This window comes from Pseudomonas endophytica (assembly GCF_001411475.1).
Classification (GTDB): domain Bacteria; phylum Pseudomonadota; class Gammaproteobacteria; order Pseudomonadales; family Pseudomonadaceae; genus Aquipseudomonas; species Aquipseudomonas endophytica.
In genome coordinates this window covers 1-26,257 of record NZ_LLWH01000035.1, presented here as the reverse complement: position 1 = coordinate 26,257, position 26,257 = coordinate 1, and the positions used below count along the sequence as shown (strand labels likewise).

At 55.7% G+C, this 26,257-nt stretch carries 18 protein-coding genes; 10 read left to right on the top strand and 8 right to left on the bottom strand.

The window, feature by feature from the left end:
• Positions 1-59 precede the first annotated feature (59 nt).
• From AQS70_RS04005 to AQS70_RS03990, 4 genes are read left to right on the top strand one after another with little or no spacing between them, the layout of a single operon-like run.
• Positions 60-2,825, top strand: coding sequence for a response regulator (locus AQS70_RS04005; protein WP_055101631.1), 2,766 nt, complete (start codon positions 60-62; stop codon positions 2,823-2,825).
• 45 nt (positions 2,826-2,870) lie between these two features.
• Positions 2,871-3,860, top strand: coding sequence for a 2-hydroxyacid dehydrogenase (locus AQS70_RS04000; RefSeq protein ID WP_055101630.1), 990 nt, complete (start codon positions 2,871-2,873; stop codon positions 3,858-3,860).
• 27 nt (positions 3,861-3,887) lie between these two features.
• Positions 3,888-4,325 carry a hypothetical protein gene (locus AQS70_RS03995; protein WP_055101629.1) on the top strand — a complete coding sequence of 146 codons (438 nt, stop codon included), beginning with the start codon at positions 3,888-3,890 and terminating at the stop codon, positions 4,323-4,325.
• Complete coding sequence (locus tag AQS70_RS03990) at positions 4,322-4,726, top strand: META domain-containing protein (protein ID WP_055101628.1); 405 nt, start codon at positions 4,322-4,324, stop codon at positions 4,724-4,726. Before AQS70_RS03995 ends, AQS70_RS03990 begins: the two co-directional genes overlap by 4 nt.
• 47 nt (positions 4,727-4,773) lie before the next feature.
• Here AQS70_RS03990 and AQS70_RS03985 read toward each other — a convergent pair whose 3' ends face one another.
• Positions 4,774-5,235 carry a TlpA disulfide reductase family protein gene (locus AQS70_RS03985; RefSeq protein ID WP_055101627.1) on the bottom strand — a complete coding sequence of 154 codons (462 nt, stop codon included), beginning with the start codon at positions 5,233-5,235 and terminating at the stop codon, positions 4,774-4,776.
• Between the two features lie 117 nt (positions 5,236-5,352).
• Here AQS70_RS03985 and arsC point away from each other — a divergent pair, with 117 nt between their 5' ends.
• From arsC to AQS70_RS03970, 3 genes are read left to right on the top strand one after another with little or no spacing between them, the layout of a single operon-like run.
• A complete protein-coding gene (gene arsC / locus AQS70_RS03980) occupies positions 5,353-5,706 on the top strand; it encodes an arsenate reductase (glutaredoxin) (RefSeq protein ID WP_055101626.1) in 354 nt (117 codons plus the stop codon).
• Positions 5,703-6,308 (top strand): NAD(P)H:quinone oxidoreductase, encoded by a 606-nt coding sequence (gene wrbA, locus AQS70_RS03975; protein WP_055101625.1) that lies wholly within the window; start codon positions 5,703-5,705, stop codon positions 6,306-6,308. Before arsC ends, wrbA begins: the two co-directional genes overlap by 4 nt.
• Entirely contained in the window at positions 6,301-6,708 is a 408-nt protein-coding gene (locus AQS70_RS03970) for a DUF2069 domain-containing protein (RefSeq protein WP_055101624.1), read from the top strand. The genes wrbA and AQS70_RS03970 overlap by 8 nt, the downstream gene beginning before the upstream one ends.
• 53 nt (positions 6,709-6,761) lie before the next feature.
• Here the strand turns inward: AQS70_RS03970 and AQS70_RS03965 are convergent, their stop codons facing one another.
• Together AQS70_RS03965 and ttcA are read right to left on the bottom strand one after the other, a co-directional pair.
• Positions 6,762-7,433, bottom strand: coding sequence for a DNA-3-methyladenine glycosylase I (locus AQS70_RS03965; protein ID WP_055101623.1), 672 nt, complete (start codon positions 7,431-7,433; stop codon positions 6,762-6,764).
• 55 nt (positions 7,434-7,488) lie between these two features.
• Entirely contained in the window at positions 7,489-8,313 is an 825-nt protein-coding gene (gene ttcA / locus AQS70_RS03960) for a tRNA 2-thiocytidine(32) synthetase TtcA (protein ID WP_055101622.1), read from the bottom strand.
• A gap of 234 nt (positions 8,314-8,547) precedes the next feature.
• Here ttcA and AQS70_RS03955 point away from each other — a divergent pair, with 234 nt between their 5' ends.
• Entirely contained in the window at positions 8,548-9,150 is a 603-nt protein-coding gene (locus AQS70_RS03955) for a Yip1 family protein (RefSeq protein WP_055101621.1), read from the top strand.
• A gap of 118 nt (positions 9,151-9,268) precedes the next feature.
• The gene (locus tag AQS70_RS03950) at positions 9,269-9,763 is read left to right on the top strand and encodes a SprT family zinc-dependent metalloprotease (RefSeq protein WP_055101620.1); all 495 of its coding nucleotides are present in this window, start codon (positions 9,269-9,271) and stop codon (positions 9,761-9,763) included.
• Positions 9,764-9,811: 48 nt separating this feature from the next.
• Here the strand turns inward: AQS70_RS03950 and AQS70_RS03945 are convergent, their stop codons facing one another.
• From AQS70_RS03945 to AQS70_RS03935, 3 genes are all read right to left on the bottom strand, one after another.
• Positions 9,812-11,146: a dicarboxylate/amino acid:cation symporter gene (locus AQS70_RS03945; RefSeq protein WP_055101619.1), complete on the bottom strand. Its 1,335-nt coding sequence runs from the start codon at positions 11,144-11,146 to the stop codon at positions 9,812-9,814.
• Between the two features lie 491 nt (positions 11,147-11,637).
• A complete protein-coding gene (locus AQS70_RS03940; RefSeq protein ID WP_055101618.1) occupies positions 11,638-12,984 on the bottom strand; it encodes an ATP-binding protein in 1,347 nt (448 codons plus the stop codon).
• On the bottom strand, positions 12,981-13,658 hold the full coding sequence (locus AQS70_RS03935; RefSeq protein WP_055101617.1) for a response regulator: 678 nt from the start codon (positions 13,656-13,658) through the stop codon (positions 12,981-12,983). The genes AQS70_RS03940 and AQS70_RS03935 overlap by 4 nt, the downstream gene beginning before the upstream one ends.
• Before the next feature lie 136 nt (positions 13,659-13,794).
• On the opposite strand from AQS70_RS03935, the gene AQS70_RS03930 reads away from it, so the two are divergent.
• Complete coding sequence (locus tag AQS70_RS03930) at positions 13,795-14,541, top strand: 4'-phosphopantetheinyl transferase family protein (protein ID WP_055101670.1); 747 nt, start codon at positions 13,795-13,797, stop codon at positions 14,539-14,541.
• Positions 14,542-14,603: 62 nt separating this feature from the next.
• Here AQS70_RS03930 and AQS70_RS03925 read toward each other — a convergent pair whose 3' ends face one another.
• On the bottom strand, positions 14,604-21,140 hold the full coding sequence (locus tag AQS70_RS03925) for an NEL-type E3 ubiquitin ligase domain-containing protein (protein ID WP_055101616.1): 6,537 nt from the start codon (positions 21,138-21,140) through the stop codon (positions 14,604-14,606).
• Positions 21,141-21,260: 120 nt separating this feature from the next.
• Entirely contained in the window at positions 21,261-26,225 is a 4,965-nt protein-coding gene (locus AQS70_RS03920) for an NEL-type E3 ubiquitin ligase domain-containing protein (RefSeq protein ID WP_206542127.1), read from the bottom strand.
• Between the last annotated feature and the right edge of the window lie 32 nt (positions 26,226-26,257).

The following is a 26,257-nucleotide window of genomic DNA, read 5'->3' as shown; positions in this document are numbered from 1 at the left end:
AGCTGATCTATACCTAACTGCACAGGAATGCTTTTAAAAATGCTCGGCCGGAGAGTTGTGTGCTGAAAAATCTGGGGATAAAAGGCCGCGTCTTGCTGCTGACCTTGCTACCCGTCACCTTGATGGCCGTGGTGCTAGGTAGCTACTTCACGTGGTTGCAGCAATCAGAATTGGAATCGCAGTTGTTGCAACGCGGTGAAATGATCGCTGAGCAACTTGCGCCGCTGGTCGCTCCAGCCATGGGGCGGCATGACAAAGCCTTGCTGGAGCGCATCGCCAGCGAATCCCTTGATCAGCAAGACGTGCGCGCCGTGGCGTTCCTAAGCCCCAATCACGAGCCGTTAGCCCATGCTGGCCCAACCATGCTCAACCAAACCCCGTTGGGCAACAGCAGCCAACTGCTGCAACGTACCGACGGCGATGCCACGCGTTATTTACTGCCGGTCTTTGGCCGCCATCGCAATCTGGCTGGCGATATCATCCCCAACGAAGCCCACCGCTTACTGGGTTGGGTCGAACTGGAGCTGTCGCATCACACAATGCTGCTGCGCGGCTATCGCAGCTTGTTTGCCAGCTTGCTGCTGATTGTTAGCGGCTTAGTGTTAACCACCCTGCTGGCCTTACGCATGAGCCGCACGATCAACGCGCCTATAGGGCAAATCAAGCAAGCGGTGGCTCAACTTAAGGACGGTCAGTTACACACCCGCTTACCCGCGCTGGGTAGCCAAGAGTTAGACGAGTTGGCCTCGGGCATCAATCGCATGGCCGAAACCCTGCAAAACGCCCAAGAAGAGTTGCAACACAGCGTCGATCAAGCCACCGAAGACGTGCGTCAAAACCTTGAAACCATCGAAATCCAGAATCTGGAGCTAGACCTGGCACGTAAAGAAGCCCTCGAAGCCAGCCGGATCAAGTCTGAGTTCCTGGCCAATATGAGCCACGAAATCCGCACGCCGCTCAATGGCATTCTAGGCTTCACCCATTTGCTGCAAAAAAGTGAACTCACGCCTCGCCAGTTCGACTACCTGCATACCATCGAGAAATCAGCTGACAACCTGCTCGGAATCATCAACGAAATTCTTGACTTCTCGAAAATCGAAGCTGGCAAGTTGGTTCTCGATAGCACGCCGTTCAACCTGCGCGACCTGTTGCAAGACACCCTGACCATCCTCGCCCCCTCCGCCCACGGAAAAGGCCTCGAACTGGTCAGCCTGGTGTACCGCGACACCCCGCTGTCGCTGATTGGCGACCCGCTGCGGCTCAAGCAAATCCTCACTAACTTGGTCAACAACGCGATCAAATTCACCCGCGAAGGCACGATTGTGGTGCGGGCGATGCTCGAAGACGATGACAACAACTCCACCAGCGGCGGCGTCCAATTGCGCATCAGCGTACAAGACACCGGGATCGGGCTGACCAACCAAGACGTACGGGCGCTGTTCCAAGCCTTCACCCAGGCCGATAATTCACTCTCACGCCAAACGGGCGGTACTGGGCTGGGGCTGGTGATTTCCAAGCGTCTGGTCGAACAAATGGGCGGCGAAATCGGGGTTGAAAGCGAACCGGGTGAAGGCTCGGGATTTTGGATCAGCGTCAACCTACCCAAAGCTCAAGATGATATTGACGACCTACCCGTTGCGCCGCTCCTCGGTCACAGTGTGGCGCTGTTGGAAAAACACGACCTTGCCCGTCAAGCCATGCTGCACCAACTCGAAGATTGTGGGCTAAGCGTGACGCCGTACCTCACCTTGGACAACCTCAGTAACGGTGTGACCAGCGCCCATCAAACTGAACACCCTGTGGATCTGGCCGTCCTCGGCGTGACGGCCCATGACCTCCCGCCTGAGCGTCTCAACCAGTACATTTGGGACCTTGAGCACTTGGGGTGCAAGGTATTGGTGCTGTGCCCAACCACTGAGTTGGTTTTGTTCAATACCGCGGTGCCTAACCCTCACAACCAGTTACAAGCCAAGCCTGCCTGCACCCGAAAATTGCGCCGAGCACTGATCCAACTCATCAACCCGCAGCAAATTCGCAACGAGCCCGGCGAAATACTCGCCAGCCGTGCTCCGCGTATTTTGTGTGTGGATGACAACCCGGCCAACCTGCTACTGGTGCAAACGCTGCTCGAAGACATGGGCGCCAAGGTCAAGGCGGTCGACAGTGGTTATGCCGCCGTGGATACCTTCAAGACCCAAGCCTTCGACTTGGTGCTAATGGACGTGCAAATGCCCGGCATGGATGGCCGCGAAACCACCGAAGTGCTGCGCCAGTGGGAACAAAAACAACAATCTTCGCCGATGCCCATCGTGGCGCTGACCGCCCATGCAATGGCCAACGAGAAACGAGCCCTGCTGCAAAGTGGCATGGACGACTACCTCACCAAGCCCATCAGCGAGCGCCAATTGGCGCAAGTGGTCTTGAAATGGACAGGTTTGGCGTTGCTCAACCAAACCAGCGAAAGCGCCAAGGACCGCTTCAGATCCGCGAACAAATTGGCCGTACTCGATGCCGACGAAGGTTTACGCTTGGCGGCTGGCAAAGCAGATCTTGCCGCCGACATGCTGTCGATGTTATTGGCGTCACTTGAAACAGACCGTCTGGCGATTCGCCAGGCCCGCGCAGACAACGACCGCACAGCCTTGATCGAACATGTTCACCGCTTGCACGGCGCAACCCGCTACTGTGGTGTGCCGCAATTGCGCGGTGCCTGCCAACGCAGCGAAACCTTACTCAAGCAAGAAAGCCCAAAAGCCGATACGGCTCTCGACGAACTGGACCAAGCTATTTTGCGTCTGGCGCATGAGGCCCGCAGCACGGCCTAACCTAGACCACCCGTCAGGTTTAACCCAACACTCAAGGAAGAACAGATGCGCATCCTTCTTTTCAGCAGCCAGACCTACGACAGCGAAAGCTTCTTGGCCGCCCCACAGCCCGAAGACCTTGAGCTGCACTTTCAGCCTGCGCGCTTGAGCTTCGACACCGCAGCGCTGGCGCATGGCTATGACGTGGTCTGCCCTTTTATCAATGATGACTTGAGCGCCCCGGTGCTTGAGCAACTGGCTGGCGGTGGAACCCGCCTAATCGCCTTGCGCTCTGCCGGTTACAACCATATTGATCTAGCCGCAGCCAAACGCTTGGGCTTGAGCGTGGTACGCGTGCCGGCCTACTCGCCGCACGCCGTGGCTGAGCACGCCGTGGCGTTGATTCTGGCGCTCAACCGCCGCCTGCACCGGGCCTACAACCGCACCCGCGAAGGCGACTTCACTTTGCACGGTTTGACCGGTTTTGATCTGGTGGGCAAAACCGTTGGGGTTGTCGGCACCGGCCAGATCGGCGCGACCTTCGGTAAGATCATGGCCGGCTTTGGCTGCCAATTGCAGTGCTACGACCCCTACCCCAACCCCGAACTGGTCGCGCTGGGCGCGCAGTACGTAAGCCTGCCAGCGCTACTGGCCAGCTCACAGATCATCAGCCTGCATTGCCCGCTGACCGCTGACAATAAACACCTGATCAACAGCCAGTCCCTGGCCACCCTGCAACACGGCGCCATGCTGATCAACACCGGGCGCGGAGCATTGGTCGATACCCCGGCCTTAATCGAAGCGCTCAAGAGCGGCCAATTGGGTTATTTGGGGCTAGATGTGTACGAAGAAGAAGCCCAATTGTTCTTTGAAGACCGCTCCGACCTGCCCTTGCAAGACGACGTGCTGGCACGCCTGCTGACCTTCCCCAATGTGATTATTACCGCGCATCAGGCTTTTCTGACCCGCGAAGCGTTGAATGCGATTGCCAGCACCACCCTGAACAATATCGCTGCTTGGCGCAAAGGCGCGCCACAAAACCTGATCGAAGATTGATAGCATAGCGGCCCATTTGGAGGACCCATGGTCGAACACGATTTCCGCTACAACCTGCTTAGCCCTCAGCACACCTTGATCGAGTGCCGCGCCCTGATGCCTGGCCGTTATCAAGTGACAGGCAATGGCGGCTCGATTCAAAACGACGATGTTCTGGTTGTGACCCTCAAAGGCAGCAAGGACTTGTCCATGCGCCTGACCGTCGAAAAAGTTCGTCACCTGATCAACCCTCGCGCTCAGTGGGTGGCTGTGGCCCATGGCCCAGTGTTTGGTGAGTTGGCGATTCATGAGTGGCAAGTCAACTGTGACGGTTGTGCCAAAACGCTGAAATTCGAGTTCGCGGTCGATGCCAAACAGGGTGTCAAAGCCCAGAAACCCGCGGCCAGCGCACGGATTGCCGAGCTGGGCTGGAGCACTGAGGGCAGCAAGCACCTGTGCCCACAGTGCCAAAAGGCAGCGGTATGAAGCGCGTAATCCTGCTGGCATTACTGGGCGCCAGCTTAGTGGGCTGCGCAGGCCACTCGCCGCAGTTGCAGCGCAATCATGCGTACGTGGTGGAGTGGATTGGTGAGCGCCCGTTGATGGACTACAGCCACTTGACCGTAACCTTCGACGACGCTGGCCGGGCCTATGGCAACGGCGGCTGTAACCATTGGTTCGCACCGTACACCTTGGACGGTGACACGCTGACCTTTGGTGCCATAGGTAGTACTCGCAAAGCGTGCGCCCCCGCGTTGATGGAACAAGAGCAACGGTTTTTCAAAACCTTGCAGACGGTACAACGTTGGGACATTTCGCCGATTGAGCAAGTGCGTTTTTGGCCTGCCGAAGGCCAGCCCCTGCGGCTTTGGCCCGAAGACAGCTAATCAATGTCCCGTAGCAGCTAACGAGCTGCTACGGGGGCAGTCGTTGACTACCCCTTCAAGTCTTTGAGCTTGGCCAAGATCCCCTCTGCTGTCTGTTCACCGAGCATTTGCGCCCGCACCTTACCGTTGTCATCAATGATGTAGGTTACCGGCAGCGCTTCACTGCGTGGCAGGTCAAAGATATCCGCCGGGTCTTGGGCCAAGACCGTAAAGGTAATACCCATGGCATTGCTCGCATCGCTGAGCTCTTTGCCCTGCAAACCGTCATAGTTCACACCGAACAACTCAACCGACTGTGCCTGCAATTGTGTTTCCAGCGCGTTGAGTTCGGGGATTTCAACCCGGCACGGCCCGCACCACTCGGCCCAGTAGTTAACCACCTTCCAGTGCTTGTCTAGACGCTCGGAAGCGACCTTTTCTGCATGTTGATCGACCCCGTAATCATTTCCGCAACCGGCGAGTAATAAGGTAGCGGCCACGCCTGCCGCCGCCAAAAGTCGCTTCAACATGTACTGTTCCTTCTCGATAAAAACCAACTTTACAGGCGACCAATGACCGCACACGGTTCAGACCCGCCAGTGAGACGAGTAGAATACCCGCCACCTTACGCAAGAAGCGACCCGCTCATGACTGATCTGACGCTTTATCACAATCCGCGCTGCTCTAAATCACGCGCTGCGCTCGAAATTCTCGAAGCCCGTGGCCTTGCACCGACCGTGGTGCGCTACCTCGAAACGCCACTGGACGCCGCGCAACTGCGCAGCCTGCTGAGCGCACTTAAGCTCAGCGCACGCCAATTGTTGCGCACCGGCGAAGACGACTACAAAGCCCTTAACCTGGCCGATACCAGCCTCAGCGATGAACAACTGATCGCAGCCATGGCCACACATCCCAAATTGATTGAGCGACCGATTCTGGTGGTGGGTGACAAAGCGGTCATCGGCCGACCACCGGAAAAGGTTCTGGAGATCCTGCCATGAGCGCGCCCTACATTCTGGTGCTGTTTTACAGCCGCCATGGCTCGACCCGCGACATGGCTCGACACATTGCTCGGGGCATCGAGCAAGGCGGCCTTGAGGCGCGGCTGCGTACCGTGCCAGCGATTTCCGCCGAGTGCGAAGCCGTGGCCCCGGACATTCCGCTGGAGGGCGCCACCTATGCAAGCCTCGATGACTTGAAAAACTGCGCAGGCTTGGCACTGGGCAGCCCTACCCGCTTCGGCAACATGGCCGCGCCGCTCAAGTATTTTCTGGATGGCACCAGCAACCTGTGGTTGACCGGCGCTCTGGTGGGCAAACCCGCAGGCGTGTTCACCTCCACCGCCAGTTTGCACGGCGGCCAAGAAACCACCCTGCTGTCGATGATCATGCCGCTGCTGCATCACGGCATGCTGATCACCGGCTTGCCTTACAGCGAGACGGCCCTGCTCAACACCGCTGGCGGCGGCACGCCCTATGGGCCAAGCCATCACGCGGGCGCAGATGGCAAGCGCAAGCTGGACGAACACGAAATTGCGCTGTGCCGGGCACTCGGCCAACGCTTGGCCGCAACCGCCCTGAAGCTGGAGAGCCCCCGTGGCTAAAAAGCCCAAGGTATTGCCGTCGATTGAATGGCTTGAACCCCGCGTGCAATTGATGCGGGTTTTAAGCCTGACGTGCTTTCTGGGTCTGATCGGCTTGCTGTGCGTGTACTACTGGGTGTTTGCCAACCTGCACGGCGCACGGCCTTGGGTGATTTTGCTGATTGAGCTGGTGCCGTTGCTGATTCTGTTGCCGGGCATGCTCAAAGGCAGCCCTCGCGGGCACTCGTTTATCTGCTTTGTAGTGAACCTGTATGTGATCAAAGGCGCGTTGGCCGCATTTGACTCGAACCGACAAGTGTTCGGCTTGCTGGAAATAACCGCCAGCATCGCGCTGTTCATTAGCGCAATGCTGTTTGTGCGCTGGCGCTACCAACTAGATCGCCGATTGGCGGGGGAATAATGCACAGGTTGCGACCGCTTGATCGGCTAAGAGATCGCAACCTGCAACAGCGCTTAATGGTTAACCGTAAACGCCAGCATCTGTGACAACTGGCACAGAGGGCGGCCGCTTTCAGCGTGCCATTGGTTGAACGCGTTTTGCACGATCGCCAAATCCCGCAAGCTGGTCGGCGCCTTGTCCACCAGCTTTTGCGCGTTGAGCGCGGCGACCACGTCATCGCTCGGTACAAAGGTGTCTTTGCCGACCATGCGCAAAAAGCGTGGCGCCGACAACCCGCCCAATTGATTCCCGTGCTTGGCTAGGTACTTCCACAACCCCACGATGTCGGTGACCGGCCAATCGGCAATAAAAGCGCCAAAGCTGCCGTGTTCGTGGGCAATATCCAAGATCATCTGCGCGTTACGCGGCACGCTTTTGAGCTTGCCCAAGTGGCGAATAATCCGCGCGTCTTGCATCAGGCGCTCGATGTGTTCAGCACCCATCAACACGACTTTTTCCGGCTTGAAGCCGAAGAACAGCTCTTCAAATACCGGCCATTTAGCATCTACCACGCTGTGCTTGAGCCCCGCACGAAATACCCGCAGCGCCAGAGTCGACAGATAACGATCATCGGGGATCTTGCGCAATTGCGCGGGTGTGCGAGGAACGGACAATTCAGCTTCCAGCGCGGCGGACGAACCAAAACGATTCAAACAATATTCGTGCAGCCAAGTGTAGTCGCGCATGCCCTCTCCTCTGGGTCAGTAGGGTCTCACCGTAACGTCAGAGCCATAGACGGGCTTAGAGGTTCAACAGATTAACGAAACGCGGGGTCGCGGTGTCGTCGATCTTGAGGCTGGCAAAATCAAACAGGTTGCGGTCCGCCAGTTGCGACGGGTTCACGTGTTGCAGGCTGCGAAAGATGCTTTCAGTCCGGCCGGGGTTCTTGCGTTCCCACTCTTGCAGCATGTCTTTGACGACCTGACGCTGCAGGTTTTCCTGCGAGCCGCAGAGGTTGCACGGAATAATCGGGAACTGCTGCAAATCTGAGTAAGCCTGAATGTCCTTCTCATTGCAGTAAGCCAATGGCCGGATCACCACGTTACGCCCGTCGTCGGAACGCAGCTTGGGAGGCATGGCTTTGAGGGTGCCGTTGAAGAACATATTAAGGAAGAAAGTTTCGACAATGTCGTCACGATGGTGGCCCAGCGCCATTTTTGTTGCACCGATTTCGTCGGCAAAGGTATACAAGGTGCCCCGGCGCAAGCGCGAGCACAGCGAACACGTGGTTTTGCCTTCTGGAATCAGCTCCTTGACCACCGAGTAGGTGTCTTTTTCAACAATGTGGTAATCCACGCCCAGCGACTTGAGATAAGCCGGAAGCACCTCTTCAGGAAAGCCCGGCTGCTTCTGGTCCATGTTCACCGCCACAATCGAGAACTGGATGGGCGCGACTTTTTGCAGGTGCAACAGCACATCCAGCAAGGTGTAACTGTCTTTGCCGCCCGACAGACAAACCATGACCTTGTCGCCGTCTTCAATCATGTTGAAATCAGCAACTGCCTCACCGGTCAATCGGCGCAGGCGTTTCTGGAGTTTGAGTTGTGAAACCGAGAGAGTGCCCATAGCGCTTCAATTCCGCGAGTTAAGACCAAAAACCGGGCATTTTACTTAACCGGCCTAAAGACGCCAATGCGATAAGCCCGCGCCTGTCAGTACTATTCGCTCTAAAGGAATCCAGCAGTAAATCAATTAGCTTTCTATACTTCAGTTATGGCCATATGCCTTCATTGAAGCATCTGACCACGCGACCTTATGCATCCCCATCACGGACGATGCGTTTTAACAGGAGTAAGCGGCATGATCCAACATGTTCTAGGTCTCCTTACCCGCCCTGATCACGCATGGCGCCAAATACGTGTCGACGCCGAAGAAAGCGTTAGCCGCACGTACCTCACCCACACCTTGATTCTGGCCGCGATCCCACCGCTTTGCGCATTCATTGGCACCACTCAGGTCGGTTGGACCATCGGCGCAAATCCGCCCGTCATGCTCACCCTGCACAGCGCTCTGTGGATGAGCGTGCTGTCTTACTTAGCAATGCTCGTCGGCGTTGGGGTGATGGCCAGCTTTATTCACTGGATGGCCCGTACTTACGATGCCGTTCCCAGCATGGCCCGCTGCGTGGCCTTTGCGACCTACACCGCCACGCCCTTATTTATTGCCGGACTGGCAGCGCTGTACCCGCAAATGTGGTTGGCAATGCTGATCGGCACGGCGGCGATTTGCTACACGGTGTTCCTACTCTTCGTAGGCGTCCCGACCATCATGAACATTGACCCGGACGAAGGCTTCCTGTTTTCCAGCTCAATACTGGCTGTGGGCTTGGTCGTCTTGGTAGCGATCGTTGCCTTCAGCGTTATCGTGTGGGGGTTGGGGATTGGGCCGACTTATGTGGGTTAGCTAAGCGGCAAGTCAACGCGAATCTACGTGGCTTGCAGCTTGTCGCTTAGGGCTTACCTCTTGTAGCTTGCCGCTGCTCCAAAGCCGCATAATCGCGGCTTCTGGAGAACCGAACCGCATGCCCGAGCTACTTAACACCCGCGTAGAAGACTGTTTCAAGCAGGCCGAAGTGTTTTTCAAGCGGCCCTTTAAGCGCCCAGTGGTCAGCTTCAAGCTGCGAGGTCAAAAGGCTGGGGTTGCCCATCTGCATGAGAATCTGCTGCGTTTCAATCCGCAGCTGTACCGCGAAAACAGCGAAGACTTCCTCAAACAAACCGTCCCTCACGAAGTCGCGCACCTCATTGCCCACCAGCTGTTTGGCGACCGTATAGCCCCCCATGGCGAGGAATGGCAGCTCATTATGCGTGGGGTGTACGAGTTGCCTCCCAACCGCTGCCATACCTACGCGATCAAGCGCCGCAGCGCCACACGTTATATCTACCGCTGCCCGTGCCCAGACAGCGACTTCCCGTTCTCGGCCCAGCGTCACGGCTTGGTGAAGCAGGGCCGCCGCTATCTGTGCCGACGCTGCCGACAAACACTGGTGTTCAGTGGCCATACCCGAGTCGAATAACACCCATAAAAAAACCCATCCGAAGATGGGTTTTTTAGACGCTTAACGTTACTTCACTTGCGAAGGCATTTGGCCCTCAGCCACCAGCAGGTCATCTTCAGGCAGGGTGTTGTCCAGTGGGCTACCACCGGAGTCCAGCTCTTTGTGCATGACGTCTACGTCCAGCTCTTTTACCCACTTGGCAATAACCAAGGTCGCCACGGCGTTACCGATCAGGTTAGTGAGGGCGCGGGCTTCGGACATGAAGCGGTCGATACCCAGAATCAGCGCCAAACCCGCCACCGGCAAGTGACCCACCGCCGACAAGGTAGCTGCCAGTACGATAAAGCCGCTACCGGTCACGCCAGCTGCGCCTTTAGACGACAACAGCAACACCAGCAGCAGGGTGATCTGGTGCGTGATGTCCATGTGGGTGTCAGTTGCCTGAGCAATAAACACGGCCGCCATGGTCAGGTAGATCGAAGTACCGTCGAGGTTGAACGAGTAACCGGTTGGAATCACCAGGCCAACGACTGACTTCTTCGCGCCCAGACGCTCCATTTTCACCAGCATGCGTGGCAGTGCCGATTCCGACGAAGAGGTGCCCAATACGATCAGCAGTTCTTCACGGATGTAGCGGATCAGCTTAACGACGCTGAAGCCGTGAGCGCGAGCGATGGAACCCAGCACCAGCAGAACGAACAGCACGCAGGTGACGTAGAAGCAGATCATCAACTGGCCCAGTTGCACCAGCGAACCTACACCGTAGGCACCGATGGTGAACGCCATGGCGCCCAAGGCACCGATCGGCGCGAGCTTCATGATCATGTTGATGATGTTGAACATCACATGAGCGAAGCGATCAATGAAGTCCAGTACCGGCTTGCCGTAGGCACCCAGGCGATGCAGGGCAAAACCGAACAGCACCGAGAACATCAGTACTTGCAGAATATCGCCGTTGGCAAAAGCACCAACGATAGTCGACGGAATGACGTTAAGGATAAAGCCAACGATGCTTTGATCCGCACCCGCAGTCACGTAGGCCGCGACTTTGGAGGCGTCCAGAGTAGAAACGTCGATGTGCATGCCAGCGCCTGGCTGCACCACGTTTACCACTACCAGACCGATAATCAGGGCTAGGGTCGATACGATTTCGAAGTAAAGCAACGCATAACCGCCGGTCTTACCGACCGATTTCATGCTCTGCATACCGGCGATACCGCTCACCACCGTACAGAAAATAATGGGCGCGATAACCATTTTGATCAGTTTGATAAAGCCATCACCCAGGGGTTTAAGTGCAACCCCGGTTTCTGGGTAGTAATGGCCCAGCAAGATACCGATAGCAATCGCTAAGATCACTTGCACATACAGAGATTTGTACAGTGGCTGACGAGTCGTCATTGCAATGTTCCTCAAGTGCATCACCCCGTCGTCATTCCATCTGAGACGGCTGATACCTAAAGCGCGAACCCTCCTGTACTTGGAGGGATTTGTTTTTTCGAGCGGCTCTAACGGCAGCTCTCGCACCTGTCATTGCAAGGCACGGGCCACATTGCATAAAACCAGTGCAATGGCCCATCTCACCTGATCTTGTAGGAAAATTAAGATGATTTCTGTAGGGCAAAGCTTGGCGGATTTCCGCCCTTTGCTGTGCTTAGACGAGGGGATATGGCGGATACCCGCCTAAGCATTAAAAAAACGCGGGCCCGTCACGCTATGTAGGAGCTGCCGCAGGCTGCGATCTTTTGATTTTTTTGCGGTTAAAGATCAAAAGATCGCAGCCTGCGGCAGCTCCTACGCAAAGCAAAAGCAAAAGCATCAGAAGCAGCGCCGAGTGCGGCCGCAACCGCAGCAACGGATATGACACAGATCGCAACCACGCTTGTGCGGCGCTAGGCCGTCACAAAGTGAATCCGAAACGCAGCCCCGCCCAGCGATGAATCTTCGAGCGTCAGTTGAGCGTCATAACTTTCGATAATGTCTTTGACCACGGCCAAGCCAATCCCCTGCCCCGGATGTTGGCGATCCAAGCGTTCGCCACGCTGAAGAATCCGTGCCCGTTGATCCGCCGGAACACCGGGGCCGTCGTCTTCAACACACACTTCAATGCCCAGCGCATGGCGACGCAGGCTAATACGCACTTGCTTGAGGCAAAGCCGGTAGGCGTTTTCCAACAGGTTACCCAACAACTCCAGCAAGGCGTTCTGTTCAATCGGCACGTGGCTGAGCGGCGCAATGTCATAGCTGACAACGACCTGCTTGTCGCGATAGACCTTGTCTAACGTATTGCACAAGCTTTCAACCACCGGCAGCAATTCAACCTGATGCCTGACCAACCCGCTTTTACGCAAACTGGCGCGTTGCAGTTGATAGCCGATTTGTTGGTTCATACGCTCAATCTGGCTTTGCAGCACCTTAGCTTGTTCGCGCTCTGTAGCCCGTTGCGCCATGCTTTCACTCACGCCTTGCAATACCGCCAGCGGTGTTTTCAAGCTGTGCGCTAGGTCATCCAGCGAGTCGCGGTAGCGCGCACGTTGCTCGCGCTCGCTGTGCAGCAACCGGTTCAGCGAGCCGGTTAAACGTAATAGCTCACGAGGATGCTGCTCACTCAAGCTCTCACGCTCGCCCGTTTCGATTTCATCAAGTTCCTGACTTAAGCGCCGCAATGCCTTTAACCCCCACGTCAGACCAATCCATAGCAACGCCAGTAAAACAAACAAGGCCGCGCCAAACCCCAAGTAGAGGTTTTCGCGCAAACCCGCGAGCGTCAGGTTGTATTCGCGCATGGGTTGCAACGCCACAAAGCTGAATGCAGCGTTTCTCCCCCCCAGCGCCTTTACTTCAACGTCATAGACGAAAAACTCTTGGCCATTGTCCTCGCGAATGCTGGCGAACTCGCTGCCGCGACCGTCGTAGCGAGGTGTGTAGTTAATGTTTTCTTCTTGGGTGGCACGCGAACGCCAAACCAGACGACCTTCGCGGTCATAGATGTAGCCCAACAAGCGGCTGTCGGGCAGATGGAGTTCTTCATCCGGTAACAACACCGGCATTTTCAGACGATTTTTTTCAACCTTCGCCGCCGAGATCAGCGTTGCAACATCAGACGCCAAACGCTGCTCAATGGCATCTTTAAGCGCAAGACTGAACGCACCTTGCATGGCCGGCAGCAGTGCGAGCATAAACAGGACGGCCAACAACGTGGCCGCCAGCATCAAGCGAACGCGAAGCGAGCGAATCAACGGCAGCGCTCAGTAAACAGGTAGCCCAAACCGCGGACCGTATCGATAGGCTTAAAGCCGTTTGCCCCCTCAAGCTTGCGACGCAGGCGCCCGACCAGCACCTCGATCACATTCGGATCACGCTCCTCGTCATCCGGGTATAACTGTTCCATCAAGCGGTCTTTGGCCACCACTTGCTGGTGATGGCGCATCAGGTACTCCAAAATCCGGTACTCATAAGCGGTGAGTGCCAGCGGGACCTCATCGAGTACCGCTTGTTTACGATTGATATCGAGCACCAGCCCACCCGCGACAATGGTCGGCTGGGTGAAACCACTGGAGCGACGCAATAACGCATTGAGCCGAGCTTCAAGCTCTTCAAATTGGAACGGCTTGACAACGTAGTCATCGGCTCCGGCCGCCAACCCTTCGACTTTGTCCTGCCAGTTGCCGCGAGCTGTGAGTATCAGGATCGGGAAGGTTTTGCCCCGCTCCCGCAGCTGACGAATCAAATCCAGCCCGCCCATGCCCGGCAGGCCCAGATCAATCATCGCCAGATCGTGATTGAACTGCTCGGTCTGGTACAACGCCTCATTGGCATTGGCCACCGCCTCGACCACATGGCCGCTTTCACTCAGACGGGTTTGCAAGTGATGACGCAACAGCGCCTCATCTTCAACCACCAGCAATTTCATCGCGCTCTCCCAAGCCAATCGCGTCGCACAAGACGCGGATCCCCTATCAAAGACTAGCCTCAATACATTAAGGCGTATGCCCTGAACACACTCTGAACAATTGCACCGCCAAGGTTAGGCCCGCAAAATGCCTGCCATGAATAGACTTCCAGACTTGCCAACCTGCTGCACCGCACTTAGTGGCGACTGGCCATTGCCCATCGCGTTGCCCGGTTGCGTGTGGCGCTGCACCAAGTTTTCCACGGCGAACTTCACCTTCGAAGATTTTGCCCGCAGCGCGATTGCGGCACCTGCGAGTATTCAACGATCAGTGGCAAAACGCCAAGCCGAATTTTTGGCTGGCCGCCTGTGTGCCCGCGATGCGTTGCTGCACCTTGATGGCACGCTGGCACCCCCCGCAATCGGGGAGGATCGTGCTCCCGTATGGCCCGGTCACATCACTGGGGCTATCACTCACAGCAACGGCCGCGCCGGTGCGCTCGTCGCGCACAAACGTGACTGGCAAGGGCTGGGCATCGACTTGGAAAATATGCTGAGCAACGGGCGCGCTCAGCGGTTGGCCAACCAAATCCTCACCCCGGACGAACTGCAACGCATGGCGGCCGGCCCTGCTGAAGACCAAGCTCTGGCCATCACGCTGACGTTCTCGATCAAGGAGAGCCTGTTCAAGGCACTGTACCCACTGGTGCACAAGCGCTTTTACTTTGAACATGCGCAAGTGCTGAACTGGTCAAAAGACGGCTCTGTGCGCTTGGGGTTGCTCACCGAGCTGTCGACCGAGTGGTATCGCGGCAGGGTGATAGAAGGGCAATTTGCCTTGCTTGATGGGCACGTTTTAAGTGCAGTTGCCATCAAAGCCCTACCCGCCCCCAAGTCTATTTAGTTAGGGCGTAATAAAAGCCCTGAAGCCATCGCTTCAGGGCTCATTGTTTAAGGCAAGACAATTTATAACTGCGTGACCTCTATGCCCTGGGCAGCTTGCTGCTCAGATCGGGTCAACTCATGAAATAAAGCCTCTCTGGCCTGATTATTAACGGTGAGCAACGCCTCTCCTTGGTTGTTGTACTCCAGCTCTCCCAAAGCTTCGCTTTGGTTGGACAATGCAGCGAGTTGTTTATCGTAGTCATCCTTAATGACCTTGAACCGATCTGCGTACCGACTCTCCAGAAATCTGCGCCAAAACTTCTCACGTGTGATGGAGTACTGCAATGCAGGGGTACCATCTAGGCTCAACACGTGATCTTTGGTGCTGTTAAGCGTTGCCTGGGATACTGCGGCAATTTCCTGATGGAGCATGCCTCTGGTTTTGATAGGCAACTGCAACGTATCAGCCAGGAACACACGGTAAAACAGCTGTACTTGGGCCTCGTCAGGATGGCCGCCCGCTTTGTAACGATTGCTGATGTCTTGGTTCGCTATCTGATCCACCTCACGCAAACGGAACAACCCTTTGGCAAGGCTCAATAAGTTAGCGGCGATCGTTTGCTCGGTGCTCGCACGCTCTACCTTGTGCGCAAGGGTCACGACTTCAAGGTTATCGAACACCACCATCACCCCGTCCCCGCAAGTCTGCCCAAAATTTATTTCGTTAAGCACCTCACGACGCAGGTCTGTGGACTCGACCATCAGCCCAATCATGTCCCACACCCGCTCTGTTAACGGATGATGGGGGGTGGCCACCATGTAATCTTTGGCCTTGGTCATCTCTCTAAGCAGCCTGAAAAAATCTTCCGCCACGCGCCCTTCGCGCTCCAGCAGATCCCATTGAGCGCTCCTTTCGGTTTTCTGGATGGCCGTGTGGTCAGCGGATAACCAGGCATCAACCCCACGCCTGTCTGACTCACGAACCCGGACATGCTCACGCCGCGAGATAATGCCCATATTGAACCCAGTCCTCACGCGGTAACTGTTCAACCGGTCCCGACTGTCTGCATCGAGAGGGTTATCGTGCAACCACGTGCTACGGTTAACCGGGCTGCTGTCAGGCAGGTCAAAAACCGCCCGAGGGATGGTCGTAATCGCATTACTGCGCAAGTCCAACCGTTCGATGTTGGTCAGCTCTAACACGCCGGTCGGCCAGGTCGTCGCGCCAGTGCTGCGCAACAGCAGCCCGCGTAGATCAGCCATGCGGCTGACATCGGGCACCAGCCCCAGAAGGTTGAATTGAAGGTTCAACACTTTTAAAGCCGTGAGGTCACTTAACGCCTGCACACTGGCAGGGGTCAGGACGATAGTGTTTCGGCTCAAATTAAGCTGACTAAGCCCTGTCATGCCCAAGATGGCAGGCGGAATGGACAATAAATGATTGCTTGCCATCGACATCCAGCGCAGCGCAGTAAAACGGCTCAAAAAGGCATTTGACCCATCGAACAACCCCATGCCTTCCATGATCAATGAGCCTATATGGCTAAAGTCGGCTTGCAACGCAGGTAAATCCCCCACCATCAGGTTGGACAGATCCAGTTTGTAGCCGATGAAATGACCATCGCGCGCATATTCCCTGTCTGTTTCCTTACGCCAGGCACTCAAAACGCGATCCGCGACTTGCCTTCTTTCTGCTCGGTTCACGGGCACAATGTGGTCAACCGTTACCGACCGAAAATTCTGCCCAGCCCAGCCTTCCAGTTGATCCCTCATGGTTTGATATTCGACCCGTCGCCGCTCCAACTCTTGATGCCGGGCGGCATCATTACTCCCCAGCGTATTCAGAAATTGATTGATGTCATCGGCGCTGAAACGCGGATACAAGCTGACTGCCTTGCGGATCAAATCGTTCGAATGCCCCCGACGACCAAAGAGCGGAAACAGGGGGTAGGCAATAAAAGAGGTATCCACTTTTATAGGCGGACTGAGCCAGGGTTTGTCGTTATCCAAGCCCAACAGGGTTTTGACCTTGGCCCGATGCTCCTTGGCCAAATCAGCGATCTTAGTCGCCAGCGTCTGAGTGTCGTTAACGTCTTTAAAGCCAATTGCGGTCCGTTCTGTATCGTTAAGCACATGCAAAATCGAAGACAGCAGGTTATTACCCACGTCAGGCAATGTGTTTAACACCTTGCCATCAGACGCATACGCCAGATATTGATCATCACGTTTGACCAGTCGATAACGTTTGCTCGTGTCGGCTGCGCCAATACTGTCCAGCAGCGTCCCGGTCAGAGAGTTATTGAACACATCAATCGCGATGTGCCCCGGCCAGCCCGGCAACGCCTGCAGCATATGCAACGTCAGTTTCTCGCTGTCTGGCGTGGCAGTGGCCCCCAGATACAGCCCCTCATAGGCACGCACAAGCCGCACCTCTTTGGCCGACCAAGGAATTTGCTCCTTCACCCGCGGTGCAATATCGCCTTTGTCCAAGTACTCGGTCTTTTCATGGCTGGTGGTGCGAGTCAACAGATCCTTGATCACGCTGAGGGGCAATTGCGGTTCGTGTTTCTGGATTAATTGCACGTGGGGATCGCTGCTTTGTTCCTGCTTCTCGTAAAGCGAGTTGAACAGCGGCGGTTTGCGTTTCAATGCATGGGCGGCAATTTTTTTCGCCAATACCAGCATGCGTTGCTCAATAACCGGGTCGTAGCTGCCCAGAAGTGTCTGCGTGTCTTCTTTGCCCAGCTGCATCAGTAAGGCTCGCAAAAAGCTGCCGTTGCTGGAGTCACTCTGCGAAATGCTGATCCGTGGAACATCGGGGCTAAGATCAGCACCATATTCGGCGAGAATGACGCCCTGTGCGTCAACAATTTGCAGTACTTTGTCGCGTGGCCAGCCCGGCAGGCTTTGCAGCAACAACAATTGGATATCCGTGCGCGCAGTACGCAGGGAATAGTGCTCTTGCATGGACCTCACAAAACTCTGGATTTCGGCCTCTATATCGAAGCGCTTCCAAGTATCGATCAGCAACGGCGGCGCACTGCGGTTGTTCATATGAACCTGACGCAACACCGCTTCATCGGTATTGCTCACGGCCATGATCTGTTTGCCCACCGCATCGTTAAAGGTGACGGGATCGGTCCGCAGACGGCGCAGCAATGACAAGCCTTCCCATTGCAACGGATTGTCATTGCTGACTCGCCATGCACCCTCGTGGTTATGCACCAGGGTTGGGGCATCGACCCCGACTTTGCCGGGGTGTTTCATTCGCCACTTTTGCCGCGAGCTATCAAACTCAACCTGAAAGATAGAACCGGCTAAGGGCAGGTATTTTTTACCCTCGATCTCATACAACCCCAGCTCATCGGGTTTCAAGTCACGGGGCAAACGCACATCCTGGACAAACTGGCCAGCCGTGTTCTCCCAAAGCCTGACCTCACCCGTGGGTTGGCGCATGGCCGTCATCGCATCCCCTAACGTTTTGCGCATACCTGCCGCATCGCTAGCGTGTTGCATGCCCATGGCCGTGCGCTCATGAGGCTGCAACACCGAAGCAATCGCCAAGTAAATACTGTCACTGCCTTCAGGCACCGGGATCTCGCCACCATTGCGAAAATCAGACGCCCTGTACACACCGCGTCCGTAATGGCAAAGCTCCACGGTGGTGTCGTCCGGCCCCGTTGAGACATAAGGCTTGACGTTCGCCGGGGCGCCATATTCCGTCACCACCAGATAACGATTGAGCTTTTGGTCCAGCAACCCTTTGGCAAATTCACGTGTCCACAGATCGGTATCCGGGGTGTAAGCCCTTGTGTGATAAATGCCATCCAGCACCAAATCAATGCGTAGTTGAATTTTTAGCCGGTCTGCCGCTTCAGAAAAAGGGATCGGCTGGCGATTGTGTTCCAGCGCGCCCGTGGTTTGACGCTCAGTAAAGGGGTGCTCCAGCAATAACTGTTCAATACACGCCACCGATAAAGCGGGGTTGAGCGTATGCAACTTGGCAATCAGCGCAGAAGTACGGGCCGAGAACGGCGGATACAGCAGCGGCAGGAACTTGTTGCCTGGTGCGTGGCTGGCGGCCGGATCAGAGCGTTGATGGCCTTCCAGAATGGTCATGGCCTGAAATAACTGCGCATGTTCGGTTTTGGCCAGCGTCGAAATATGCTCACGAATCGTGGCAATTTGGCTGGTCTTGCTGGCCGTTGGATTGCCCTCACGGCCCAGTGTCGAATCGGCAGGCAACTGATCGACGATCAGTGTGAATAATTGCTCACCCCCCGCGGCACTTTGCGTTTCATCGTTTCTGGCGACGTAACTGCCATGGTCCAGACGTTTGACTTCAATGTGCTTAAGCTCGGTACCGGGTCGATGATCCAGGCCGTAAGACTCGATCTTTACCCCTTTCTGGTTATAGATATCCAGAACGGTATTGGCCGGCCAGTTCTGCAACTGGGTCAACAACGCGAATACCGCGTGATCGGCATTTGCCGGCATCTCTGCACGCAGCGGCAAGTCATCGATGATGTGCTTGATTTGCTGTTCGACACGCAAGCGGCGCACGCCATCGGCCAGTGGTCCCGGCATTGACTGCCCCCGCCAGGTACTCTCCAACTGCGCCCGGGTGGTCCCGGTGATGCGCAGCATTAACTCAATGTCTTTGAGCGCCACCTGGCTCGCATCAAAAGGCAACATGCGCTGTAGCCACTGTGCATCGCTTAAAGTACTCGTATCGTCCAGCACCAAACGCCAAGCTTGCTGCGCGGTATCAAACTGGATGGCAGGTCTGTAGCTGTGGGCCTCAGTGGTTTTGAGTACGTATCGTTTGCCCTGGCCGTCATAAATAATTTCGACAGCCCGCTGCACATCGCCATCATGCACCTTGGCATACAGCTTATTATTGACCTCATAAATCCCTTGGGCATTGGGTGCCAGGCTGTCCAGCGTGCTGGCGTCCACCTGCGAATAGGTGTTCAAGTCCGCACGCCACAACCCCTCTTTGCCATCTTCATACATAACCTTTCGGGGTTGCCCCACCTGCTGCCACAACGTGTTCATGCGCTTGCGGTGCAGTTTGCCGCCCAGCCCGACCAACCAACCGCTGACCAGCAGATCGGCGGTATCGGCCAAGGCCGAACCAAACTCACTGGCATCGCCGCGGCTCGCATCCAGTCCCCCTTTGACCAGGCTGTAGCTCAGCGAGCCGAAGACGGTCACTTGCATCACCCGGTTAAGCCCTGTAACCCCACCAGGCACAGGCGTCGTGAGCAGGCTCAAGACTTCTTGACCAATCGCCTGCATCGCCTCCTTGAGTGCCTCCCAATCAGCAGTTGAGCGGCGGCTGGCCAACAGGTTGAGGTTTGCCTTGTAGCGATTCACCTGACGGGCGCCCAGCACATTGACCAGTGCCTGGCGAGGGTTCGCAACCGGCTCGACCTCAAGCACTAGGCTGTCCAGTGTCGGCGCTTTGAACGCCACATGAAAACCGTCATACAACTTGCCTGCCAGCCAGCTCATGCCTGCCGGGCGAGGCTCTTCACTCAAGAGCTTTTGAAATTGACGGGTATCGGGCAAAGGGAGTTGTGCGGCAAACCAGCCCAGATTTTTTTCAAGGTGGGACTGTTTCAATTGTTGTTTGAACTGTGCTTTAGCCTCAATACCTTGCGCGTGATAACGCAAAGCACCGCCAGGACGGTGCGGGAAATAACTGTAAACGCCCGGCTCACCGTCGAAATGCAGGATCACCAGCGAAACAGGTACCCGCTCCTCAAACAACGCGCTGGCAGATCGGGCCATCGACACCGGATGTACATCACACGCGATCTGATCGTTAAACACATTGAGCAAGCGCTCATAGGCAACCTTTGTGACACCGCTGGCGGCCGAATTTCGATAAGCCTCCATCAACTCAAACTCAAAGGTGGCTTTGCTGTACGCGTAAAGCCGTTTGCTCAGCTGCCCGTCAGCTGCCATGGCTTGCACCAACTGGTTCGACAATTCAGAACCAAAATCCAGACGCCGGACCAGGGCAATAAACGCTTTGACGTCTATGGTCTTGTTCAACGGGCCATATTGAATGTAACTGGCCTCGACGTAACTGAACGGCTTGAGAAAAATAGAGTCGGTACTGAACCCGAAATTCGAGCATGCGGCTTCCCACAGCGTGATGGAGCGCACATGCGCGACCGTTTCCGATTCGTCCAGCGCACGCCGGGTTCGGCTGCTGTCTTTTGCACGCTCAGGGGTGACCCATTCGCTCAGGATGTCCAGCGGCGTGCGCTCTTGCTTGTCCTTGATTTCCTGATAGCGGGTGTAAAGCCTGGCCTGTTGTGGGTCAACCTCCTCTCCCGTCAAGGTTTTGAGCTCACGCTTGAGGATGGCCAAATGAGTGCTCTGAAACGCTTCCCTGAACCGTAAGTTCTCAGTATCGACGGCACTTAAAGCGGTTTGTGCCTTACGTTGCAGCGCGATGTACTGCTTGATTTGCGCTGTATCGAACCCTGTAAAGCTGGTCTTCATGGTCGCAGCCATAAAGGCCAGCGCCTCTTGCTGCGCCCACAAATTGGCTGATAGCAGCGCGGGTGGCCGCTCAGGTACGTTTAACGTTGTAAGGGGCATGTTGGTTTCCTGTGAATGAAAACCTCACCCTAAACAGGAGCGAACCGGGCCAAGCGGTAGATAATTGTTCACCCTGAAAAAGCCCTGAAAAACCTCCAGGGCCCCACGTCATGTCACGTGTTACTGCGCAATAGATCGAGTCGCGAATTGCTCATTACGGGTCAACTCGTTAAACAACGCCTCGATCGCTTGCTCCTTCTTGGTCAATGTTTCCTGACTCTGCCTGAGATAGTCAGTCGCCCCCCGCGACGCGAGCCGGTCAAAAAATACGTCGCTCGCCCTGACAAAGTCATTCTCTAGAGCCTTGAACCGCTGCGCATACTTGCGCTGCAAAAACGATCGCCAAAAACCTTCCTGAATAATGGATGACTGCATGGCCGACGTGCCATCCATGCTCAAGACCAGTAGTTTCGCGGCCTTCAGTTGCTGCTCGGTCCCCACCGTTGGTTCAAAATCCAGGGTCTTCGAACTGATAGGAAGTTCGAGTTCGCGCGCAAGCTTGACCCTGTAGAACCTTTTTATTTCAGCCTCATCTACCCGCTTACCGGCTAGTTTTCGATCAGTAATATCGTGCTGAGCAATCAGGTCCACCTGACGCAGACGAAACATTTTTTTGGCCTGGTTCAACAAGAACGCAGCAGCCTGACCTTCGCCCTCCAGATGTTCGGCGGTATGAATCTGCACCAACCTGTCGAGGTCATCAAATATCACCACTGCACCGCCAGCACACACTCGCTCGTGACTCGCAGCTTCAAATACGTTGGTGCGCAGCTCAACAGAATGGCTCATGTGTTCAATCATTGACCAGACGCGCGTCCTTAACGGCAGTTGCACTGCAAGCGATGCGTATTCCCGGGACTGAGTCAGGTCATTAAGCAATTTGAAAAAGTCTTCGGCAACTTGACCTTCGCGTATGAGCAAATCCCATTGCTCGGCTCTGTTGGTCCTTTCTTCAACAGACAACTCATGAGGTAACCAGGCCGCCAAGGCTTCCAGTTCAGAGATTGGCGCTTCAACGTGCTCACGCTGCACACCACTCCCAAGCCCCCCGGAACGCTCTCGATAAGCGCGAAGTTGCTCAAGGCTTTGAGCGTCGATCGGGTTGTCATGCAGCGCCGTACTGCGATTGACCGGGCTGACCTCGGGCAACTCAAACACCGCAGGGGGAATGCTTGTGATCAGGTTATTACGCAAGTCCACACGTTCGATGTGGGTCAATTTAAGTAAGCCCACAGGCCATGTCGTGATCCTTGTGTGCCGCAGAAAAAGGAACCTCAGATGGGTCATGAGCGTCACATCCGGCGCCAGGCCCAACGGGTTGCGCTCAAGGTTCAACACCCTCAACTCCGTCAACCTGCGTAGTTGCTGCACCTCTTGATCCGCCAGGACGATGCGATTGTTGTTCAACATCAATCGTCTCAGCCCCGTCATCCTCAAGGCAGATGCCGGGGGAGCCGATAACTGGTTGTTGGCCATCGACAACCTGCGCAACTCGGTAAAACAGTCCAAAAACTCATTAGAACCGCTGTAAAGCTCCATGCCATCCATCTGTAATGCGCCGACATGCCTGAAATCACCTCGCAGCGCAGGAAGATCGCCGACCATCAGGTTGGACAAATCTAGGTTGAAGCCGATGAAGTAGCCGTCATGGGAGAAAACCCGGGGGGTTTCCCTGCGCCAGGCACTCAGAATGCGAGCTGCAACCTGGACTCTCTCAGCGCGTGACACAGGGCTTATGTAGCCAGGAGACACAGGACGAACCATTGAGAGAGTCCAATTGTCCAGTTGCCGCTTCAACGTTTCATATTCCACCCGCAAACGTTCCAGCTCAATCTGTCGGCTCGCCTCGTTAGCGCCCAGCGTATTGAGAAACAGCGTGATCTCATCAACGGCCAGGCTCGGGTAAAGCCGGGCAGCCCTATGGGCCAGTTGATTGGAATGCGGCCCCCGACCCAGTCGCGGGAACAATGGGTACGTAATAAAAGAGACGTCCACCTCGATCGGTGGTTTAAGCCACGGTTTTGGCCGCTCCAGACCTAAAAGCGTTTTCACTTGCTCACGATGGGCAATGGCCAGATCGCTGATTTTCGCAGCCAATACTTGCGTGTCTTCGATACTCTGGATGCCAATTGCCTTGCGTTCATCATCACTGAGCAAAGTCAGGATAGACGCCAGTAAATTGTTTCCCGACTCAGGCAGGCTATTGAGCGCCAGCCCGGCAGGTGAATAGGCCAAGTACTGGTTATCATGCTTGACCAATATTTGGCGGCTGCCGGCCTCTGCACTGCCGATAGTGTCCAGCACCGGCCCATTGACCGAGTCAATTCGCATGTCAATGGAGACGTTCCCCGGCCAACCCGGCAAGGCCTGCAGCATGCGCAACGTAAGCTTTTCACTGTCTGGTGTCGGGGCACTGCCCAGAAACAAACCTTCATAGGCACGGGTCAAGCGCACCTCTCTGGTCGACCAGGGAATTTGCTCCAACAATCGAGGGGCAAGGTCACCTTTGTCCAGGTATTCGGTTCTCTCGTGGCGGGAGGTATGGCTTAACAGGTTTTTGATCACACTCAGAGGCAATTTGGAGGGGTGCTGCTGCACCAATTGCACATGTGGATCTAAGCTTTGCTCCTTTTTTTCGTAAAGCGCATTGAACACACGGGCCTTGTGTTTCAGCGCATGCGCGGCAATCTTTTTGGCCAGCATTAGCATGCGCTCCTCTATGCTCGGGTCATAGCTACCCAAAAGCCACTGCGTCTCTTCCTTGCTCAGAGGCGTCAGCAGTGCTCGCAAAAAGCTGTCACTGCGGTTTGCATCAGGCAACACGATTTTTACCCTGGGCACATCAGGACTCAAATCAGAACCGCACTCCGCGAGTGTTTTACCCTTCGCGTCCACGACGTGTAGCACCTTATCCAGCGGCCAGCCCTGCAGGGTTGGCAGCAACAGCAATGGAATATCGGTACGGGCCTTGCGCAGGGAATAATGCTCCTGCATTGAATTCACAAAATGTTCAATCTCGGCCTCAGTATCGAAACGTTTCCAGGTGTCCATCAATAACGGCGGCGCGGCAAAATTATTCATATGCACTTGGCGCAATACCGCTTCATCCGTATTGCTGACCTGCATGATCTGCCTGCCCACCTCATCGTTAAAGGTCACGGGGGTGGTCCGCAAACGACGTAGTAACGTCAGCCCTTCCCAGAGCGAGGGATCCTCGGTGCTGATACGCCATGCGCCTTGCGGGTTGCGCTCCAGCTCCGGAGCATCAACGCCCACTTTGTCGGGGTGTTTCATCCGCCATTTATTGAGCGTGGTATCCAGCTCGACCTCGTAGACAGCGTCGTTTAACGGTAAATATTTTTTCCCGTTCAACTCGTATAAACCCAGCCCGTCTGGTTCCAGTTCATTGGGCAAACGCACGTCGAGCGCAAACTGGACTACCGAGTTTTCCCACAACATGACCTTGCCATTGGGCAAACGCATGGAAGACATCATGTTGCCCATACGTTGACGCAAACCTTCGACATCGTAGCCATGCTTCATCCCCAATAAAATGCGCTCTTCACGCACCAGCATCGAACCCATCGCCAGATAAAAACTGTCAACGGTCGGGAGCGCAGGGACATCGACGTTCCGTTGAAAATCGTAGGCGCGATAAATACCGTCGCCGTAATGGCGCAACTCCAGTGCAGTATCCTCGGGGCCAGTAGGAACATAGGGCTTGGCGTTTTTAGGGTCGCCATACTCGCTAATCACCAGTTGGCGATCCAGCACGTCGCGCAGCAGCCCCTTGGCAAATTCACGAGCCCATTGATCTGTATCAGCGCTGTAAGCCCGCGAGTGATAAATGGCATCCAGCGTCTGGTCGACCCTTAACTGAACCTTGAGTCGCCCCGCCGCCTCGGCAAAAGCAACCGGCGCACGCCCCTCATTTAACAGCACAGAAGCCTGAAAGGGTGTAAAGGGATGATCGACCAACAACTGTTCAAGACACTCCCCTGACAACAGCGGGTTAAGCGCATGAAGCTTGGCCATTAAGGCCGATGAGGTGGTAGAGAATGGCGGGCAAACCAGCGGCAAAAACTTTTTAGCCGGGTCAAGGCTGACGACAGAATCTGAGCGTTGATGACCTTGCAAGACCGTCAATGCCTTGAACAACAAAATGTGCTCACGCTTGGCCAACAAAGCGATTTGCTCGCGAATGGAGGCAATACGGCTGGTCTTGCTGACCGTTGGGCTACCTTCGCGGCCCAACTCGGAATCGACGGGCAACTGATCAATGATCAGGGTAAACAACTGCTCGGCGCTTGCCGCACCTTGTGTCTCATCGGCTTTGGCCACATAGCGACCCGAGTCCAGCCGCTTGATTCCAATCGACCGTTGCTGTGCCCGTGCGCGAGGGTCAAGCCCGTATGACTCCACCCGCACCCCTTGCGGGTCAAAAACATCCAGCACCGTATCAGCGGGCCACTTTGGCAACTGTACCAACAAGGCAAAAATGGCCGGGTCCGCATGAGCAGGTATTTCCCCGCGCAAAGGCAGCTTGTCGATAATACGGTTGATCGTGTGATCAACCCTCAACCGCCGCACGCCATCGGCCAGAGGCCCGGGAAGGCGTTGCCCCTGCCAGACATTCAATACGTGGTCACGGGTCGTCCCGGTAATACGCAACATCAGTTCGATATCTTGGATCGCCATATCAGACGCGTCGAAAGGCATCATGCGCTGCAATAACTGCGCGTCACTCAGATGATCCACACTGTCCAACTCCAAGCGCCAGACTTGCTGCGAAACGTCAAACCTCACCGCGGGTCTATACGCATGCGTGTCTTGGGTTTTCATTACATAGTGTTTGCTGTCGGCGTCGTAGATCACTTCGACGGCGCGATACGCCTCGCCGTAACGCACCTTGACATACAGCTTGCTGTTGATGTCATAGATGCCTTGGACGTTGGGCGCCAGACTGTTCAGTGTGCTGGCATCTACTTGTGAATATCGGTCCAGTTCAGGGCGCCATAGCTGTGTTTGTCCATCCTTGAATATCACCTTTCGCGGCTGCCCAAGTTGGCCCCACAGTGCGCTCATGCGCATGCGCTGGATTTTGCCTCCAACCCCGC

Coding starts and splice junctions, on each gene's coding strand:
- AQS70_RS03925 (WP_055101616.1), bottom strand. CDS start 21,140: ATGCCCCTTACAACGTTAAACGTACCTGAGCGGCCACCCGCGCTGCTA.
- wrbA (WP_055101625.1), top strand. CDS start 5,703: ATGAGCGCGCCCTACATTCTGGTGCTGTTTTACAGCCGCCATGGCTCG.
- AQS70_RS04000 (WP_055101630.1), top strand. CDS start 2,871: ATGCGCATCCTTCTTTTCAGCAGCCAGACCTACGACAGCGAAAGCTTC.
- AQS70_RS03990 (WP_055101628.1), top strand. CDS start 4,322: ATGAAGCGCGTAATCCTGCTGGCATTACTGGGCGCCAGCTTAGTGGGC.
- ttcA (WP_055101622.1), bottom strand. CDS start 8,313: ATGGGCACTCTCTCGGTTTCACAACTCAAACTCCAGAAACGCCTGCGC.
- AQS70_RS03965 (WP_055101623.1), bottom strand. CDS start 7,433: ATGCGCGACTACACTTGGCTGCACGAATATTGTTTGAATCGTTTTGGT.
- AQS70_RS03955 (WP_055101621.1), top strand. CDS start 8,548: ATGATCCAACATGTTCTAGGTCTCCTTACCCGCCCTGATCACGCATGG.
- AQS70_RS03985 (WP_055101627.1), bottom strand. CDS start 5,235: ATGTTGAAGCGACTTTTGGCGGCGGCAGGCGTGGCCGCTACCTTATTA.
- AQS70_RS03950 (WP_055101620.1), top strand. CDS start 9,269: ATGCCCGAGCTACTTAACACCCGCGTAGAAGACTGTTTCAAGCAGGCC.
- AQS70_RS03995 (WP_055101629.1), top strand. CDS start 3,888: ATGGTCGAACACGATTTCCGCTACAACCTGCTTAGCCCTCAGCACACC.
- AQS70_RS03945 (WP_055101619.1), bottom strand. CDS start 11,146: ATGACGACTCGTCAGCCACTGTACAAATCTCTGTATGTGCAAGTGATC.
- arsC (WP_055101626.1), top strand. CDS start 5,353: ATGACTGATCTGACGCTTTATCACAATCCGCGCTGCTCTAAATCACGC.
- AQS70_RS03935 (WP_055101617.1), bottom strand. CDS start 13,658: ATGAAATTGCTGGTGGTTGAAGATGAGGCGCTGTTGCGTCATCACTTG.
- AQS70_RS03920 (WP_206542127.1), bottom strand. CDS start 26,225: ATGAGCGCACTGTGGGGCCAACTTGGGCAGCCGCGAAAGGTGATATTC.
- AQS70_RS03930 (WP_055101670.1), top strand. CDS start 13,795: ATGAATAGACTTCCAGACTTGCCAACCTGCTGCACCGCACTTAGTGGC.